The sequence below is a fragment of the Streptomyces sp. NPDC005281 genome (assembly GCF_040607495.1).
Lineage (GTDB): Bacteria > Actinomycetota > Actinomycetes > Streptomycetales > Streptomycetaceae > Streptomyces.
In genome coordinates, this window is sequence record NZ_JBEXGX010000018.1 from 1 (window position 1) to 17,778 (window position 17,778).

Genomic DNA, 17,778 nt, shown 5'->3' on the forward strand with positions numbered 1-17,778 from the left:
TATCCGGTATTAGACCCCGTTTCCAGGGCTTGTCCCAGAGTGAAGGGCAGATTGCCCACGTGTTACTCACCCGTTCGCCACTAATCCACCCCGAAGGGCTTCATCGTTCGACTTGCATGTGTTAAGCACGCCGCCAGCGTTCGTCCTGAGCCAGGATCAAACTCTCCGTGAATGTTTACCGGTAATCCGGTGGAACACCACGAGAGCGGAACCGGAGGGAGGAATAATCCCTCGGTTCACAGCGTCCTCGCTGATGCGCCTGCCGGAACAATGCCCGACAGGACTTTTTCAAAGGAACCTCGCCCCGACCGAGATTGGCCGGAGACGGGGTATCAACAAATTTGGCGTTGATTTTTGGCACGCTGTTGAGTTCTCAAGGAACGGACGCTTCCTTTGTACTCACCCTCTCGGGCTTTCCTCCGGGCGCTTCCCTTCGGTCTTGCGTTTCCGACTCTATCAGATCCTTGCGGGCCCGATTTCCTCGGTGCTTTTCAGGTAATCCGCTTTCGCGTTTCCCTTTCCAGCGACTCCGACTTTATCAGATTCTCTGAGTCGGAATTCCCGCCCCCTCCGGGGACTGACTCCGAAGCACGAAGCTTCGGGAGTTCCCGTTCAGGCGGAGACGTAAACGTACTGGAGCGGGGCGCCCCGATGCAAATCGAGGCGCCCCGCTCCTGGTCGGGACCTTGCCGAGGGTCAGACCTCGACGACGACCGGGAGGATCATCGGGCGTCGGCGGTAGGTGTCGGACACCCACTTGCCCAGCGTGCGGCGGATGAGCTGCTGCAGCTGATGGGGCTCGACCACACCGTCCTGGGCCGATCGCTCCAGGACTTCCCTGATCTTCGGAATGACATCGACGAAGACGGCGTCGTCGATGCCGGAGCCGCGTGCCTGCACGTGCGGGCCGGCCGTGAGCTTGCCGGTGCTGGCGTCCATCACCACGAAGACCGAGATGATGCCCTCGTCGCCGAGGATCTTGCGGTCCTTGAGCGTGGGCTCACCGACGTCACCGACCGAGAGACCGTCGACGTAGACGTATCCCGCCTGGACCTTGCCGGAGATCTTCGCCTTGCCCTCGATCAGGTCGACGACGACGCCGTCCTCGGCGATCACGATCCGGTCGTGCGGGACGCCGGTCAGGGCGCCCAGCTCGGCGTTGGCCCGCAAGTGGCGCCATTCGCCGTGGACCGGCATCAGGTTGCGCGGCTTGCAGATGTTGTAGAAGTACAGCAGCTCGCCCGCGGACGCGTGTCCGGAGACGTGGACCTTGGCGTTGCCCTTGTGGATGACGTTGGCGCCCCAGCGGGTCAGACCGTTGATGACGCGGTAGACCGCGTTCTCGTTGCCGGGGATCAGCGACGACGCCAGGATCACCGTGTCGCCCTGGACGATCCGGATCTGGTGGTCGCGGTTCGCCATCCGCGAGAGCGCCGCCATCGGCTCGCCCTGGGATCCCGTACAGACGAGGACGACCTCATGGTCCGGAAGGTCGTCGAGCGTCTTGACGTCGACCACGAGACCCGGCGGAACCTTCAGATAGCCGAGGTCACGCGCGATGCCCATGTTGCGGACCATCGAGCGGCCGACGAAGGCGACCCTGCGGCCGTACTCGTGGGCGGTGTCGAGGATCTGCTGGATGCGGTGCACGTGACTGGCGAAGCTCGCCACGATGATCCGCTTGCTGGCGTTCGCGAACACCTGGCGCAGCACGTTCTGGATGTCGCGCTCGGGCGGGACGAAGCCCGGGACCTCGGCGTTCGTGGAGTCCGAGAGGAGAAGGTCGATGCCTTCCTCGCTCAGCCGGGCGAACGCGTGCAGGTCGGTGAGACGGCCGTCCAGCGGGAGCTGGTCCATCTTGAAGTCGCCGGTGTGGACGACCATGCCCGCGGGGGTGCGGATGGCGACCGCGAGGGCGTCCGGGATGGAGTGGTTGACCGCGACGAACTCGCAGTCGAAGGGGCCGATGCGCTCACGGTGGCCCTCGGCCACTTCGAGCGTGTACGGCCGGATGCGGTGCTCCTGGAGCTTCGCCTCGATGAGCGCGAGGGTCAGCTTGGAGCCGATCAGCGGGATGTCCGGCTTCTCGCGCAGGAGGAACGGGACGCCGCCGATGTGGTCCTCGTGGCCGTGCGTGAGCACGATGCCCTCGATGTCGTCGAGGCGGTCCCTGATGGACGTGAAGTCCGGCAGGATCAGGTCGATTCCGGGCTGCTCCTCCTCGGGGAAGAGCACTCCACAGTCGACGATCAGCAGGCGGCCTCCGTACTCGAAGACCGTCATGTTCCGGCCGATCTCGCCGAGGCCGCCGAGCGGGGTGACCCGGAGGCCGCCCTTCGGGAGGACCGGCGGCTTGCCGAGTTCAGGATGCGGATGACTCAAAAGACTCTCCTCACCACGCGCGCCACGTACCTCGCAAGGCACGTGGCGCGCGTGACGTTCGTGCAGTAGCTGTTGTGTGGGGTGCAGGCCCATGGCCTGCGGTCGGGCTTATTCAGTTGTGAAGTCTGTGGTTAGAGCTCTACCCCGCCGGCGCCAAGATCGATCTTGAGCTGGGTGGTCTCCTCGGGCGACAGTTCGACCATCGGGGCGCGGAGCGGACCTGCGGGCAGGCCCTGGAGGGCGAGCGCGGCCTTGGTCGTCATGACGCCCTGGGTGCGGAACATGCCGGTGAAGACGGGGAGCAGCTTCTGGTGGATCTCGGTGGCCTTCTGGACGTCCCCGGAGAGGTACGCGTCGAGCATCGCGCGCAGCTCCGGGGTGACGACGTGGCCGACCACGGAGACGAAGCCCACCGCGCCGACGGAGAGCAGCGGCAGGTTCAGCATGTCGTCGCCCGAGTACCAGGCGAGGCCGGAGCGGGCGATGGCCCAGCTGGCGCGGCCGAGGTCCCCCTTGGCGTCCTTGTTGGCGACGATACGCGGATGCTCCGCGAGCCGCACCAGGGTTTCGGTGTTGATCGGGACGCCGCTGCGGCCGGGGATGTCGTAGAGCATGACCGGAAGTTCGGTGGCGTCGGCGATGGCCGAGAAGTGGCGGTACAGGCCCTCTTGCGGGGGCTTGTTGTAGTACGGCGTGACGGTGAGCAGGCCGTGCGCGCCGGCCCGCTCGGCGTCCTGGGCGAGCTCGATGCTGTGGCGGGTGTCGTTCGTGCCGACGCCGGCGACGATGTGGGCGCGGTCGCCGACCGCATCCAGCACGGCGCGTACGAGCTCCGATTTCTCCGCGTTGCTGGTGGTCGGGGACTCACCGGTGGTGCCGTTGATGATCAGGCCGTCGTTGCCTGCGTCCACCAGGTGGGTCGCGAGCCGCTGAGCGCCGTCGAGGTCGAGTCCGCCGTCCGCCGTGAAGGGCGTGACCATGGCGGTGAGGACCCGCCCGAAGGGGGTCTGCGGAGTGGAGGTCGGAGCCATGGGTAATACGCTACTCGCTGCTCACCGCGTGGTCTGCCCTCGGGGGGCACGACAAAGCATGACAAAAGTGGAACCCGGCACTGCCTGCTCGGGGGTTCAAGCAGTGCCGGGTCCGTTTGATCAGGCTAGATGAACTTCGCGAAATGCCGCAATACGGACACTTCGCTCGGTTGATCCGTACATCTGTGCCGGGCCGGTGTGCGGTGGCGTGTTACGGCGCCACGCGCCCGTTCGCGTTGTAGGCCGCATGTGTGAGAGGCATGAGCCCGGCCCAGTGCGCCTCCATCTTCTCGGCGACCATCTCGATCTCCCGCTGCGGGAACGACGGCACCTTGGCGAGCTCGTGCTGGGTGCGCAGTCCGAGGAAGTGCATCAGGGAACGGGCGTTGCAGGTGGCGTACATCGAGGAGAAGAGACCGACCGGGAGGGTGGCACGGGCGACCTCGCGGGCGACACCTGCCGCCAGCATCTCCTGGTACGCGGCATAGGACTGCCGGTAGGACTCCTCCATGGCCCTGGTGACGGTCCCGTACTGCTCGGGGGTGCCCTGGACGAACTCGTACTTGCCGGGACGCCCCTGCTGGACCAGCTTGCGCTCCTCACCGGGAACGTAGAAGACCGGCTCCAGCTCCCTGTAGCGGCCCGACTCCTCGTTGTACGAGTTGTGCACGACGAAGCCGTCCGCGATGAAGTTGTGGTGCGGCGGCGGCATGGAGATGTCGTAGGTCATCTCCTCCCCGTCGGAAGCGACGGAGACGACGGCCTCCCAGCGCACGCCGTTCTGGAGGGCACGGCGGCGCACGCCGATCGGCACGCCTTCGCCGTTCGTCTTCCGCTGGTGACACGGCTTGCAGGCCGGTCGCAGATTCGAGACGTCGAGCGCCTTGGTCAGGTCGGCGTCCACAGGGATGACGTGGTCGAGCTCCAGGTCCTGCGCCTCGAACTTCTCCTCGCAGAGGTAACAGAGGTCCATGGGCGAGATGAGATCGGCGCGCTGCTCGGTGGTCCAGATCTGGATTCCCTCACGCAGCCGCTTCGGGATGCCGACCCGCTCGCCTACGCCGACACGGCCGAGCCGCCCGACCCGGTCGCCGACACGGAGGTCGGCGGCCCGCACCCAGCCGTCCGGCGTCCACACACGGTGATCCGCGGTGCAGCGCAGCGCCTTGCCGTTGGTCGTCGAGACCTTGAGGATCGGCTTCACTCCGGACTCGAAGACGTCCACCATGGGCGCCTTCTCCGCCAGCCCGGTCTCCAGGTCGATCGTGTCGGCCAGGAGGTTCTGACAGGACTTCAGCCTGCGCGTACGGCCCATGGAGTCGGGCACGCCGACCTTCCAGTCCCGATAGATGTCCGCGATGCGCTTGGCCTTGCCGTTCTTGCTGGTGCCGACGCGAATCATGGCGTCGCCCGGCAGGCACCACCCGACGCGGTGACGGTGGAACTCCCGGAACACGAAGATCGGGGCGCTGACGAAGAAGGTCATCGAGTTGTGCTCGAACGGGCTGCCGTGGCGGTCCCGCATCAGGTAGTTGATCAGGCCCTTGGAGCGCTCCGGGTCCTTCTGAAGTTCCCCCAGCGACTGCTCACCTGCGGTGGAGACACGGGCGGCGAACAGCACGTCGGCGTCGGAGGCCGTGTGCTTGATCAGCTCGACGGTGACATCGCCGCGGAAGCGGGGCTTGAGGTCGTCGGCCGGGTTGTCGGTCACGGTGCGGAGGGTCCTTCCCATCACTGGCTCGGGCGGCGACCACTCTACGGCCCGGCACCGACAACGGGCGTTCGGTGCCGGGCCACGACATTCATCGGCGAACTTCTGCGAATTCGGTGATTCCGGGCACCTCTTGTAACGTTCGCCCGTCTGTATGAGTGAGAGTGATGCGTTCGAGAGGTTCGCGCCGCTTGCCACCGGATCGCCCGGGCCGCCCGGAACACCCTGGTCGCCCGGAACACCCCGGACGTCCGGATCACCGGGTCGCCATGGCCCGTAAGCCCCAAGAGGAGAAGCACCGCCCATGTCCCGTCGGCGCGAGCCCGTCCCGTTCGCCTTCACCGCCGAAGCCGACCAGTTCCGCAGCAACGTCGCTCCCCCGCCCCGCGAGCGCTCCTCCGCCGGGCAGATAGCCGGCCGGTGGCTCTTCGGACTCACCCTGCTCGCCGGGATAGCCGGGTCCATGGTCGTCGGAATGCCCGCCCTGTCACAGGATCCGTCACCTGCGCAGACGCAGCACTCCGTGGCCTCGGACGGCCGCTGACCCTTCCGGACCCCCAAGGGTGGTGAGCCGGCAACCGGCTCGATAACCTCACCGGGCACTGCCCATGCGTGGATCGAGTGAGGAACAGTCGTGCCCCTGCCCTTTCTGATGGCGGACCGCGCCTTTGACGAGGCGTCGGAGGATGTCGCGCTGCCCTTCGACGACCGTGACCGCTGGCGGCGCCCCTACCGGCCCGGCCCCTGGCGCGTGGGCGCGGCCGCGCTCGTCCTGCTGCTCGCCTCGTACGTGCTCGTCGCCGCCGTGATCATCGCCGTCGCCGGGACGCTGTCCGGCGCCGCCGCCTGCATGGCTGCCGCGGCGGCCGTCATCCTGTGTGCGCTGCGGCTCCTGCGCATGGGGGTGTGGGTCAGTGCCCGGGGGCTGCGCCGGGTGGGCTTCCTCGTCACCCGGACGACTGCGTGGAAGCAGGTCGCGGCGGTGCGCACGGTGCAGCAGCCGGTGCGGTGGCTGGGGCTGCCGCGCACGGTTCAGGGCCAGGCCCTGACCCTGGTGACCACGGACCGCTCGGACGGGGACGTAGCGCCGCTGATGACCACGCACAACGCCGACTTCCTGGCGCGTTCCGAGGCCTTCGACCGCGCGGCGGACATCATCGAGGTGTGGGCCGACGAGTACCGCCGGGCCTGAGACAGCAAGCCGAAGGGGCCGGTCCGCACAATGTGCGGGCCGGCCCCTTCGCCGTACGGCCTGATCAGGCTTCCAGGGTCCTGCCCTCGTGCAGGGCGATGGCCCTTTGCATGGCTTTGCGGGCGCGCGGGGTGTCGCGGGCGTCGTGGTAGGCGACGGCGAGACGGAACCAGTTGCGCCAGTCGTCCGGGGCGTCCTCGGTCTCGGCCTTGCGGCGGGCGAAGACCTCGTCGGCCGAGTCCCGGTCGATGCGGCCGCCCTCGGTGCGCCGCAGCTCGTCGACGGGCAGTGCGCCCTCGGAGTCGAGCACCGCGGCGAGCCTGTTGGCCTTGCGGACGAACTGGGTGTTCTGCCACAGGAACCAGACGCCGATGACCGGCAGGATGAGCACCGCGACCCCGAAGGTGACGGTGATCAGGGTGCCGTTCTGGATGAGCAGCACGCCCCGGCTGCCGACCAGGACGAAATAGACGACCAGGACGGCGGCCGTGATGGCATAGGTGATCTTCGCGCGCATGTCTGCCGGCTAACTGTCGTACGTGCCCCGGCTCAGCCGAGGTCGAGGAAGTGTTCCAGGCCGAAGGTGAGGCCCGGGGTGGTCACCACGCGGCGGGCGCCGAGCAGGATGCCCGGCATGAAGCTGCTGTGGTGGAGGGAGTCGTGGCGGATGGTCAGGGTCTCGCCCTCGCCGCCGAGCAGGACCTCCTGATGGGCCAGGAGGCCACGCAGCCGGACCGCGTGGACCGGGACGCCGTCGACGTCGGCGCCGCGGGCGCCGTCCAGGGCGGTCACGGTGGCGTCGGGCTGCGGGGCGCTGCCCGCGCGCCGCCTGGCCGCGGCGATGAGCTGAGCGGTGCGCGTGGCGGTGCCGCTGGGGGCGTCCACCTTGTTCGGGTGGTGCAGCTCGACGACCTCGACGGACTCGAAGTACAGCGCCGCGACCTCGGCGAACTTCATCGTCAGTACGGCCCCGATGGAGAAGTTGGGCGCGATGAGCACGCCCGTCTCCGGGGACGCGGCGAGCCAGGTGCCGAGCTGCGCGAGGCGTTCCTCGGTCCAGCCGGTCGTGCCGACCACGGCGTGGATGCCGTGCCGGACGCAGAAGTCGAGGTTGTCCATCACCGAGGCCGGGGTGGTCAGCTCGACCACGACCTGGGCGCCGGCCTCGGCCAGCGTCTCCAGCTTGTCGCCGCGGCCCAGCGCGGCCACCAGCTCCATGTCCTCGGCCACCTCGACGGCTCGTACCGCCTCGGCTCCGATCCGGCCCTTGGCACCGAGGACCGCCACGCGCAGCTTGCTCATTGCTTCGTTCCTTACCGAGACGGGATTTAGGCGACCGCGTCGTGCAGCCGGGACGCCTGCTTGTCCTTGACCGGGCCGATGACCGCCAGCGAGGGCCGCTGTCCGAGGACGTCCCGGGCGATGGAACGGACCTCGTCCGGGGTGACCGACGCTATCCGGGCGAGCATGTCGTCGACCGACATCTGCTCGCCCCAGCACAGCTCGCTCTTGCCGATGCGGTTCATCAACGCGCCGGTGTCCTCCAGGCCGAGGACCGTGGAGCCCTGGAGCTGGCCGATGGCGCGGCCGATCTCGTCGTCCGACAGTCCGTGCTCGGCGACCTGGTCGAGCTCGTCGCGGCACAGCTTGAGGACGTCGTGGACCTGGCTCGGACGGCAGCCCGCGTAGACGCCGAAGAGGCCGCAGTCGGCGAAGCCCGAGGTGTACGAGTACACGCTGTAGGCCAGGCCGCGCTTCTCGCGGACCTCCTGGAACAGGCGCGAGGACATGCCGCCGCCGAGGGCGGTGTTCAGTACGCCGAGGGCCCAGCGACGGTCGTCGGTGCGGGCCAGTCCGGGCATCCCGAGGACGACATGGGCCTGTTCGGTCTTGCGGCCGAGCAGTTCGACCCGGCCCGCGGTGCGGATGGCGCGCCGGCCGTCGCGCGGGGCGATGGGAGCGGCCTCCGCGTTCTTGAAGGCTCCGGCCTTCTCGAAGGCGGCGCGGACCTGGCGTACGACCTTGTTGTGGTCGACGTTGCCCGCGCAGGCCACGACGAGGTGCGTCGGATCGTAGTGCTTCTTGTAGAAGCGGCGGATGCGGTCCGCGGTGAGGGCGTTGACCGTGTCGACGGTGCCGAGGACCGGGCGGCCGAGGGGGGTGTCGCCGAGCATGGTGTGCGCGAACAGGTCGTGCACGCAGTCGCCCGGGTCGTCCTCGGTCATGGCGATCTCTTCGAGGATGGCGCCGCGTTCGACGTTGACGTCGTCCTCGAGGATCAGTGAGCCGGTCAGCATGTCGCAGACGACGTCGATGGCCAGCGGCAGGTCGGTGTCGAGCACGCGTGCGTAGTAGCACGTGTACTCCTTCGCCGTGAACGCGTTCATCTCGCCGCCGACCGCGTCGATCGCCGAGGAGATGTCCAGGGCGGACCTGCGGCTGGTGCCCTTGAAGAGCAGGTGCTCCAGATAGTGCGTGGCGCCGTTCAGGGACGGCGTCTCGTCGCGGGAGCCCACGTGCGCCCAGATGCCGAACGTGGCGGAGCGCACGGAGGGCAGCGTCTCGGTGACGATGCGCAGCCCGCCGGGCAGGGTGGTCTTGCGGACCGTGCCGATGCCGTTCGCGCCCTTGATGAGGGTTTGGGTACGGGCGACGGCCCGCGCCTCCGAAGAGGTGCGGGCCGTCGTCGTGGAGCTACTCGACGTCACTGGTCGGTGTCGTCCTTCTTGTCGTCGTCGCCTTCGCCGCCCTCGACCACGGGGATCAGGGAGAGCTTGCCGCGGGAGTCGATCTCGGCGATCTCGACCTGGACCTTGGAGCCCACGGCCAGGACGTCCTCGACGTTCTCCACACGCTTGCCGCCGGCGAGCTTGCGGATCTGCGAGATGTGCAGCAGACCGTCCTTGCCGGGGAGCAGCGACACGAACGCGCCGAAGGTCGTCGTCTTCACGACGGTGCCCAGGTAGCGCTCGCCGACCTCCGGCATGGTCGGGTTGGCGATCGCGTTGATCGTGGCGCGAGCGGCCTCGGCGGAGGGGCCGTCGACAGCACCGATGTAGATGGTGCCGTCGTCCTCGATCGTGATGTCGGCGCCGGTGTCCTCCTGGATCTGGTTGATCATCTTGCCCTTGGGGCCGATGACCTCACCGATCTTGTCCACGGGGATCTTGACGGTGATGATCCGCGGGGCGTTCGGGGACATCTCGTCCGGCGTGTCGATCGCTTCCATCATCACGTCGAGGATGTGGAGGCGGGCGTCGCGGGCCTGCTTGAGGGCCGCGGCCAGGACGGAGGCGGGGATGCCGTCCAGCTTGGTGTCGAGCTGGAGGGCGGTCACGAACTCCTTGGTGCCGGCGACCTTGAAGTCCATGTCACCGAAGGCGTCCTCCGCACCGAGGATGTCGGTGAGGGCGACGTAGTGCGTCTGGCCGTCGATCTCCTGGGAGATCAGACCCATGGCGATACCGGCGACGGCGGCCTTGAGGGGCACACCGGCGTTCAGCAGCGACATGGTGGAGGCGCAGACCGAGCCCATGGACGTCGAGCCGTTGGAGCCGAGGGCCTCGGACACCTGACGGATCGCGTAGGGGAACTCCTCGCGGGTCGGCAGGACCGGCACGATCGCGCGCTCGGCGAGCGCGCCGTGGCCGATCTCGCGGCGCTTCGGGGAGCCGACGCGGCCCGTCTCACCGACGGAGTACGGCGGGAAGTTGTAGTTGTGCATGTAGCGCTTGCGGGTCACCGGGGAGAGGGTGTCCAGCTGCTGCTCCATGCGGAGCATGTTGAGGGTGGTGACGCCCAGGATCTGGGTCTCGCCACGCTCGAACAGCGCCGAGCCGTGCACGCGCGGGATGGCCTCGACCTCGGCGGCCAGCGTACGGATGTCCGTGACGCCGCGGCCGTCGATGCGGACCTTGTCCTTGATGACGCGCTCGCGGACCAGCTTCTTGGTGAGCGAGCGGTACGCGGCGGAGATCTCCTTCTCGCGACCCTCGAACTGCGGGAGCAGCTTCTCGGCGGCGATCTCCTTGACGCGGTCCAGCTCGGCCTCGCGGTCCTGCTTGCCGGCGATGGTGAGCGCCTGGGCGAGCTCGCTCTTGACCGCGGCGGTGAGGGCCTCGAAGACGTCGTCCTGGTAGTCCAGGAAGATCGGGAACTCGCCGGTCGGCTTGGCGGCCTTCGCGGCGAGGTCCGACTGCGCCTTGCACAGGGCCTTGATGAAGGGCTTCGCGGCGTCGAGGCCGGCGGCCACGACCTCCTCGGTCGGCGCCTCGGCGCCACCCTGGACCAGCGTGATCGTCTTGTCGGTGGCCTCGGCCTCGACCATCATGATCGCGACGTCGCCGTCCTCGAGGACGCGACCGGCGACGACCATGTCGAAGACGGCGTCCTCGAGCTCGGTGTGCGTCGGGAACGCGACCCACTGGCCGTTGATCAGCGCGACGCGGACGCCGCCGACCGGGCCGGAGAAGGGCAGACCGGCCAGCTGGGTGGACGCGGAGGCGGCGTTGATCGCCACGACGTCGTACAGGTGGTCGGGGTTGAGCGCCATGATCGTGGCGACGACCTGGATCTCGTTGCGAAGGCCCTTCTTGAAGGACGGACGCAGCGGGCGGTCGATCAGGCGGCAGGTGAGGATGGCGTCCTCGGAGGGCCGGCCCTCACGGCGGAAGAAGCTGCCGGGGATCTTGCCGGCGGCGTACATCCGCTCCTCGACGTCCACCGTCAGGGGGAAGAAGTCGAGCTGGTCCTTGGGCTTCTTGGACGCGGTGGTGGCCGACAGCACCATGGTGTCGTCGTCCAGGTACGCGACGGCGGAACCGGCGGCCTGCCTGGCCAGACGTCCCGTCTCGAAGCGGATGGTGCGGGTGCCGAAGGAACCGTTGTCGATAACGGCCTCGGCGTAGTGGGTCTCGTTCTCCACTAGCGTTTTCTCCTCGTCTTCGTCCCGGCCTGCCCGTGTGGCAGGGGGACGGTGGCGGAGAAGCGCTCCTTCTGGTGCGGGCCGGTCTTCGATCGAAGCACCCGGGGTTCTTTCGCCCGGGGGCCACTACCGAGGACCGGCGGCGATGAGGCGCGCTTCTCCTCGTTCGTTGTCGTGAGATGCCCTACCCGGCGGGTACGGCGTCGTCACGCTGTGTTCGTACGTGCGGTTTCCTGCGTATTGCGTTGTGCTACCACACTACAAAGCGTCGGTGACACTCCGCACGTAGAGAGCGCGTGCGGCAGCACATACAGCAAAGGGAGCGGCTCCCAAGAGGTGGGAACCGCTCCCTTCACGGCGTCTTACTTGGCGCCGCCGGCCGCACCGCGGCGGATGCCCAGGCGGTCGACCAGCGCACGGAAGCGCTGGATGTCCTTCTTGGCCAGGTACTGAAGCAGGCGGCGACGCTGGCCGACCAGGATCAGAAGACCACGGCGGGAGTGGTGGTCGTGCTTGTGGGCCTTGAGGTGCTCGGTCAGGTCCGAGATCCGGCGCGAAAGCATGGCGACCTGGACCTCGGGGGAGCCGGTGTCGCCCTCCTTCTGACCGAACTCGCTGATGAGCTGCTTCTTCGTAGCGGCGTCGAGCGGCACGCTTACTCCTTGTAGTCTCGTGTCTGCCACCGAGTGCCCCTGGTCGAATTCTCAGGGGAGCTTCCATGACTCGGACGGCGGGGATCCGTTGGGCGCGGCCTCCAGAGCGGAGCTCCGGGGGTGCGTACACAAACGGCCGTTACACAGGGTACCAGCCTGGACGGATACGTCTGTCCGGGTCTCCGAACCTTCCCGGCCGGCGCGGACCGGGCCACTAGGGTGACGGCAGAGGTCATTCGTACGTGGGGAAGGGGCCGGCGGAACATGGCCGAGGAAGCGGAGAACGACGTCAAGGCGCGCAAGGAGCGGGAGAAGGACGAGCTCTACGCCCTCGACATCTCGGGCGCCGAATGGCAGAGCGCGCCGGGCACCGAGCAGCACGAGGAGCGGGTCGAGATCGCGCATCTGCCCGGGAACGCGGTGGCCATGCGGTCGTCACTCGACCCGGGGACGGTCCTGCGGTACACGGAGGCCGAGTGGCGGGCCTTCGTGCTGGGTGCCAGGGACGGCGAGTTCGATCTGGAGTCCGCTGCCGGCGCGGGTGGCCAGGCGGAGTAACGCGCAGCCGGGAACTCGGGGGCCGGTACGGAGACATTTTCCGTGGCGGCCCTTTTGTCTGCCCGCCTCGTGGTCCGTCTCCCCAGGACGCACTTTGCCGTCGGGCGGGCGGCCCTACGGCAAGTGGCCGTCCCAGTGCCGTTGTTTGTCCGCTTTCGGGGTCAATAGTGAGCGTGTGTACGCCACTTCTGGGCAGGGTGTGCCGTAACGGGCCTCAGCGGCGGGGTGGACAGGCCTGCCCCGCGAACAGTCATGGTGATTAGGCTGGGACAGGGCGCGACGCCTGAACCCGTTGACGGGGGGCTCGCGTTATCCGGGGAGCCGGTCAATTCGGGCGGACTCGTACGGACTTCGGGCGGCCTCGGTCGTCCGTGAACGTCAACGGACGACAAGCAGACGGTCGATCCGGCACGACTTGAGGGTGCCCGACCACACCAGGAGGAATTGTGAACAGCGATCGGGGCGGGATCCGCGGGGGCTGGGCCACGCCCGGCGATGACCAGTCCGACGCCGAGTCCGCCGTCGAGACGACGGGCGAGTTCACCATCGACTACGCGCCACCCGCCTGGTACACGCAGAACGCCGCGGACGGTTCCGGGGTTCCGGGGAGCACGGGCGACTCACCGGCGCCGGGCGATCCGGGGGACTCGGAAGCGCCGGAGGGGTCGGAGAAGCCGGAGGGGTCGGCGGAGTCCGACGGCTCGCGGGACTCCGACGGTCTGAAGGCTTCCGAGGGCTTGGACGAGTCCGCGGAGCAGCAGGAGCAGCGGGGGTCGCGGGGTTCGGAGGAATTCCGGGGTTCGGATGAGGCTCGGGACTCGGAGGATGCGGCATCTGCCGGTGGTCCGGCTGCGTCCGGCACCGCTCCCACCGCTCCCGGCCCGCAGGATTCCGGGAACGGGGACCTCGAGAGCGGCGCGACCATGCGGTTCTCCGCTGTCGCGCTGACGCGTGAGATCGCCGAGCGGGCGGCTTCCGGTGATGCCGGGACCGCGGCCGAGGCCGAGGGCGCACCCGCGGCCGGCACCGGCGGCGAGGACACGACTGCCGAGGGCGCGGCGGAGCGCGCGACCGGTACCGCCGCGAGCGATGACGTCCCGGGCGACGGCGGCGCGGTGCAGGGCGAGGACGAAGTCAGGACCCCGGGCGCACCGCTGGCCCTGGCCGTGGTCCAGCCGGAGTACGGGGCCCGGTCCGGGCAGCCTGAGCACGTCCGGCCCGTCGCGACTCCCGGGCCCGTGCCGGCTCCCGTCATCGATCCCGTGCTCGCCTACCAGTCGCTGGAGGCGGCCTCCCAGTCCCAGCGCGCCGGCGTGGCTGACGTACCGATGGCGGACCAGGGCGCCCCGGCAGACGTCGTCGTCGCTTCCCCGGGCGCCGAGCCCGCCGAGGAAGCGGGCGCCGCTTCGGCCGAGGCCGACGGGGAAGCCCAGGGCCGGACAGTCGACGCAGTGGAGACGGGCTCCGCCGAACCGCGCTCCGCGGAGGCCGAGCCAGCCGGTACGGGCGCCGTCGCCCGCGCCGCTGGCGACTTCCAGCTCCAGGACGCTTCTCCCCGGGACACGGGCCCCCGTGACGGCAAGCCCCAGGACGGTGAGCCCCAGGACGCGGTGCCCTTCGTCCCGCCGGAGGAGCCCGCGGCAGTGCAGGACACGCCACCCGCCTGGGCTCCGCCGCCGCTGCCGCAGGGTGGGTTGCCGCCGCTGCCGCCCGCCTACCAGCCCGCGGCCCCCACGTCGGCCCCGCAGTGGCCCGCCGGCGCGGAGCCCGCTCCGGACGCGCGGAGCCGGGTGCCGGACCAGGTGCCGATGCCAGTGCCGCAGCAGGCACCCACCGCACCGGCGCCGGGGGCGCCCTACCAGCCCCCGGCCGCACAGGCACCCGCGCCCGCGCCCGGCCTGCCCTTCCAGCCTGCCGCGCCCGTACCGGCCCCCGGCGAACCCTTCCAGCCCCCGGCGCCGCAGTCCGTTTCGTCGGCGTGGTCCTCCCCCGGTGCTCCCGGTCCCGCCGGTGCACCTCACGGGCCCGCACAGTCGGCCGGACTCGAGAACGCCGTACCCGCTCCCCCGCAGGCTCAGCCCTCGGTGCCGCCGGCCCCGGCCCCCGTCCCCGAGGCACCCGGCTACGGCTTCCCGCAGCAGGGGAGTTACGGGTTCCCGCAGGCCGGCGCCCCGGGCCCGGCATCCGCCCCGCAGGGCAGCTACGGCTTCCCCCAGCCCGGCGCACCCGCTCCGGCACCGGCGGCACCGCCCGCCCAGGCTCCGGGCTACGGCTTCCCGCAGCCCGGCACCGCACCCCAGGACCAGCAGCCGCCCCAGGCCCCGGTTCCGCCGGCCCCCGGCTACGGCTTCCCGCATCAGAGCGTCCACGCCCCCGAGCAGCAGGCCCCCGTCCAGCCCGCACCCGCACCCGGCTACGGCTTCCCGCAGCCCGCCCCGCCCGTCCCGGACGCCGTGGCGCCGCATGCCCCGGTTCCCGCTCCTGCTCCCGCCCCCGCTCCTCAGCAGGGCTACGGCTTCCCGCAGCCGGCGCCCGACCCGGCCGTTCCGCAGCCCGGTCACGACTACGCGCAGCAGCAGCCCCCCGCGCAGGCCGCCCCGCCGTACCCGGCGCAGGCCCAGCCGCAGAGCCCGCAGCCGCAGCCGCCGCACCAGTCGGGCCCGCCGCCCGTACAGCAGCAGCCGACCGCCCCCGTCGACCCGCGGACCGGTACCGCCTGGCCGCAGCCCGTACGGCACGATCAGCGGCAGCCGATCAATCCCGGTGCCGCCCCGCTCGGGTACACCGCGGCGGTGGAGCTGTCGTCCGACCGGCTGCTCAACAACAAGAGGCAGAAGGTCAAGAGCGGTCGTCCGGCCGCCGCGTCGTCGCGCTTCAAACTGGGCGGGAAGAAGGAGGAGGCCGATCGGCAGCGGAAGCTGGAGCTGATCCGGACCCCGGTCCTCTCCTGCTACCGGATCGCCGTCATCAGTCTCAAGGGCGGTGTCGGCAAGACGACCACGACCACCGCGCTCGGCTCCACGCTCGCCACCGAGCGCCAGGACAAGATCCTCGCCATCGACGCCAACCCGGACGCCGGTACGCTCGGCCGCCGGGTGCGTCGCGAGACCGGCGCCACCATCCGTGACCTCGTCCAGGCGATCCCGTACATCAACTCGTACATGGACATCCGGCGGTTCACCTCGCAGGCGCCCTCCGGGCTGGAGATCATCGCCAACGACGTCGACCCGGCCGTGTCGACGGCCTTCAACGACGAGGACTACCGGCGCGCGATCGACGTCCTGGGCAAGCAGTACCCGATCATCCTGACCGACTCCGGCACGGGTCTGCTGTACAGCGCCATGCGCGGGGTGCTCGACCTCGCCGATCAGCTGATCATCATCTCGACGCCGTCCGTGGACGGGGCGAGCAGCGCCAGTACGACGCTGGACTGGCTGTCGGCGCACGGGTACGCGGACCTCGTCTCGCGGTCGATCACGGTCATCTCCGGAGTGCGCGAGACCGGCAAGATGATCAAGGTGGACGACATCGTCAGCCACTTCGAGACGCGCTGCCGCGGTGTCGTGACCGTGCCGTTCGACGAGCATCTGTCCGCGGGCGCGGAGGTCGACCTCGACATGATGCGGCCCAAGGTCCGGGAGGCGTACTTCAACCTCTCCGCAATGGTCGCCGAGGACTTCGCGCGGCACCAGCAGTCGCACGGGCTGTGGACCAACGACGGCAACCCGCCGCCGGTGGCCGCCCCGCCGATGCCGGGCCAGTACGCTCCCGGACAGCAGGTTCCGGGCCAGTACGTTCCCGAGCAGCAGGTTCCGGGCCAGTACGTTCCGGGACAGCAGCCTCCCGGCCAGTACGTTCCCGGGCAGCCGGTTCCCGGCCAGTACGTTCCCGGGCAGCCGGTTCCCGGCCAGTACGTTCCCGGGCAGCCGGTTCCGGGACAGCCGGCGCCGGGGCAGGCTCCGCAGCAGCCCCAGCCCGGACAGCCGTACGCCCAGCCGGGCCGGCCCTACCCCCAGCAGCCCGGTCAGGCGCCGGGGCAGGGATACCCGCAGAACCCGCCGCCTCCGGCGCCCCCGCAGCAGTAGAGACGGCCCGGCTCCGCCGAGGGCCGGCAGACGCCAAGACCCGCACCGTTCAAGGACGGTGCGGGTCTTTCGCGTACTGGAGGCGACGGGAGAGACAGCGGAAGAGGCGGCGACGGATCGGCGGGAGCCGGGCCGCCGGGCCGGGAGGGGTTACTCCCCCTCGTATGCCTCGATCAGCTCCCGCGAGCGCTTCACGTCGTCGCCGATGGCCACCAGCAGTGCGTCGATCGAGTCGAACCTGGCCTGGCCGCGGACGAACGCGAGGAAGTCGACGGCGACGTGCAGACCGTAGAGGTCGAGGCCGACGCGGTCGATGGCGTAAGCCTCCACCGTGCGCTCGGTGCCGTCGAACTGCGGGTTCGTGCCCACGGAGATCGCGGCGGGCATGGCCTCGCCCTGGGCGTGCAGCCAGCCGGCGTAGACGCCGTCGGCGGGGATCGCGGTGTGCGGGAGGGTCTCGACGTTCGCCGTGGGGAAGCCGAGCTCGCGCCCGCGCTGGGCGCCGCGCACGACGATGCCCTCGACCCGGTGCGGCCGGCCGAGGATCTCGCGCGCGCCCTCGACATCGCCCTCGGCGACCAGGCGCCGCGTGAGGGTCGAGGAGAACGGCTCGCCGCCGCCCGCCTCACCGGACTCGAACAGGTCGACGACCTCGACCTCGAAGTCGTACGTCTCCCCCTGCTCGCGCAGGAAGTCGACGTTGCCCGCGGCCTTGTGGCCGAAGCGGAAGTTGGGGCCCTCGACGACCGCCTTGGCGTGCAGCTTGTCGACCAGCACCTTGACCACGAAGTCGGCGGGCGACAGCTTCGAGAACTCGGTGGTGAACGGCAGGATGAGCAGGGCGTCGACGCCGAGTTCGGCCATCAGTTCGGCGCGGCGGTGGTGCGGGGCGAGCAGCGGAGGGTGGCTGCCGGGGCGGACCACCTCGCTGGGGTGCGGGTCGAAGGTGACCACGACGGAGGGGACGCCCAGCTCATGGGCGCGGTCCACGGCATGCCGGATGATCAGCTGGTGTCCGCGGTGCACCCCGTCGTAGGAACCGATGGTGACGACGCTGCGCCCCCAGTCCTCGGGGATGTCCTCCAAGCCACGCCAGCGCTGCACTGTGACCGCTCCTTGTCGAACCCGTGTCCGTGATTGCCTTATTCGCAGCTCTAAGGGTGCCATGCCGTGCGCTCTCGGCTTGCATCGGCATCGGGCTGTGACCGATCGCTCAGCGCCGCAGAGCGCGGTACCGAGTTC

Annotated in this window: 13 protein-coding genes, 1 rRNA gene and 1 pseudogene; 4 read left to right on the plus strand and 11 right to left on the minus strand. The window is 69.7% G+C overall.

All coding sequences use genetic code 11. The annotated features are described in order from the left end of the window. From ABZV42_RS24455 to ABZV42_RS24475, 5 genes and pseudogenes are all read right to left on the minus strand, one after another. A 16S ribosomal RNA gene (locus tag ABZV42_RS24455) occupies window positions 1–172 on the minus strand; the annotation flags it as partial. 524 nt (window positions 173–696) lie between these two features. Beyond that, window positions 697–2,382 carry a ribonuclease J gene (locus ABZV42_RS24460; RefSeq protein ID WP_355989047.1) on the minus strand — a complete coding sequence of 562 codons (1,686 nt, stop codon included), beginning with the start codon at window positions 2,380–2,382 and terminating at the stop codon, window positions 697–699. 131 nt (window positions 2,383–2,513) lie between these two features. Beyond that, window positions 2,514–3,413, minus strand: a complete 900-nt coding sequence (gene dapA, locus ABZV42_RS24465; RefSeq protein ID WP_355989049.1) for a 4-hydroxy-tetrahydrodipicolinate synthase — start codon at window positions 3,411–3,413, stop codon at window positions 2,514–2,516. A gap of 211 nt (window positions 3,414–3,624) precedes the next feature. Then, window positions 3,625–4,815 carry an FAD-dependent thymidylate synthase gene (thyX, locus tag ABZV42_RS24470; protein WP_355989114.1) on the minus strand — a complete coding sequence of 397 codons (1,191 nt, stop codon included), beginning with the start codon at window positions 4,813–4,815 and terminating at the stop codon, window positions 3,625–3,627. 18 nt (window positions 4,816–4,833) lie between these two features. Next, window positions 4,834–5,124, minus strand: a pseudogene (locus ABZV42_RS24475) (FAD-dependent thymidylate synthase); the annotation flags it as partial. A 304-nt stretch (window positions 5,125–5,428) separates the two neighbouring features. On the opposite strand from ABZV42_RS24475, the gene ABZV42_RS24480 reads away from it, so the two are divergent. Both ABZV42_RS24480 and ABZV42_RS24485 read left to right on the plus strand, forming a co-directional pair. After that, window positions 5,429–5,668 (plus strand): hypothetical protein, encoded by a 240-nt coding sequence (locus tag ABZV42_RS24480; protein WP_355989052.1) that lies wholly within the window; start codon window positions 5,429–5,431, stop codon window positions 5,666–5,668. Window positions 5,669–5,758: 90 nt separating this feature from the next. Beyond that, window positions 5,759–6,316, plus strand: a complete 558-nt coding sequence (locus ABZV42_RS24485) for a hypothetical protein (protein WP_355989054.1) — start codon at window positions 5,759–5,761, stop codon at window positions 6,314–6,316. A 64-nt stretch (window positions 6,317–6,380) separates the two neighbouring features. On the opposite strand, the gene ABZV42_RS24490 is transcribed toward ABZV42_RS24485, so the two are convergent. From ABZV42_RS24490 to rpsO, 5 genes are all read right to left on the minus strand, one after another. Further along, window positions 6,381–6,833: a hypothetical protein gene (locus ABZV42_RS24490; RefSeq protein ID WP_355989056.1), complete on the minus strand. Its 453-nt coding sequence runs from the start codon at window positions 6,831–6,833 to the stop codon at window positions 6,381–6,383. 32 nt (window positions 6,834–6,865) lie between these two features. Further along, entirely contained in the window at window positions 6,866–7,618 is a 753-nt protein-coding gene (dapB, locus tag ABZV42_RS24495; RefSeq protein ID WP_355989059.1) for a 4-hydroxy-tetrahydrodipicolinate reductase, read from the minus strand. 26 nt (window positions 7,619–7,644) lie between these two features. Beyond that, window positions 7,645–9,024, minus strand: coding sequence for a pitrilysin family protein (locus ABZV42_RS24500; protein ID WP_355989061.1), 1,380 nt, complete (start codon window positions 9,022–9,024; stop codon window positions 7,645–7,647). Next, the gene (locus tag ABZV42_RS24505; RefSeq protein ID WP_355989063.1) at window positions 9,021–11,240 is read right to left on the minus strand and encodes a polyribonucleotide nucleotidyltransferase; all 2,220 of its coding nucleotides are present in this window, start codon (window positions 11,238–11,240) and stop codon (window positions 9,021–9,023) included. Before ABZV42_RS24505 ends, ABZV42_RS24500 begins: the two co-directional genes overlap by 4 nt. A gap of 362 nt (window positions 11,241–11,602) precedes the next feature. After that, window positions 11,603–11,893 (minus strand): 30S ribosomal protein S15, encoded by a 291-nt coding sequence (rpsO, locus tag ABZV42_RS24510; protein WP_355989065.1) that lies wholly within the window; start codon window positions 11,891–11,893, stop codon window positions 11,603–11,605. Between the two features lie 264 nt (window positions 11,894–12,157). Here rpsO and ABZV42_RS24515 point away from each other — a divergent pair, with 264 nt between their 5' ends. Next, a complete protein-coding gene (locus ABZV42_RS24515) occupies window positions 12,158–12,451 on the plus strand; it encodes a DUF397 domain-containing protein (RefSeq protein WP_355989068.1) in 294 nt (97 codons plus the stop codon). Window positions 12,452–12,897: 446 nt separating this feature from the next. Further along, window positions 12,898–16,536 carry an SCO5717 family growth-regulating ATPase gene (locus ABZV42_RS24520; protein WP_356053583.1) on the plus strand — a complete coding sequence of 1,213 codons (3,639 nt, stop codon included), beginning with the start codon at window positions 12,898–12,900 and terminating at the stop codon, window positions 16,534–16,536. A 150-nt stretch (window positions 16,537–16,686) separates the two neighbouring features. On the opposite strand, the gene ABZV42_RS24525 is transcribed toward ABZV42_RS24520, so the two are convergent. Continuing rightward, window positions 16,687–17,640: a bifunctional riboflavin kinase/FAD synthetase gene (locus tag ABZV42_RS24525; protein ID WP_355989073.1), complete on the minus strand. Its 954-nt coding sequence runs from the start codon at window positions 17,638–17,640 to the stop codon at window positions 16,687–16,689. Window positions 17,641–17,778: the final 138 nt, after the last annotated feature.

Bases quoted from the DNA above. Each gene is read 5' to 3' on its own strand.
- dapA (WP_355989049.1), bottom strand. From the start codon at position 3,413: ATGGCTCCGACCTCCACTCCGCAGACCCCCTTCGGGCGGGTCCTCACC.
- thyX (WP_355989114.1), bottom strand. From the start codon at position 4,815: ATGATTCGCGTCGGCACCAGCAAGAACGGCAAGGCCAAGCGCATCGCG.
- ABZV42_RS24480 (WP_355989052.1), top strand. From the start codon at position 5,429: ATGTCCCGTCGGCGCGAGCCCGTCCCGTTCGCCTTCACCGCCGAAGCC.
- ABZV42_RS24490 (WP_355989056.1), bottom strand. From the start codon at position 6,833: ATGCGCGCGAAGATCACCTATGCCATCACGGCCGCCGTCCTGGTCGTC.
- dapB (WP_355989059.1), bottom strand. From the start codon at position 7,618: ATGAGCAAGCTGCGCGTGGCGGTCCTCGGTGCCAAGGGCCGGATCGGA.
- ABZV42_RS24515 (WP_355989068.1), top strand. From the start codon at position 12,158: ATGGCCGAGGAAGCGGAGAACGACGTCAAGGCGCGCAAGGAGCGGGAG.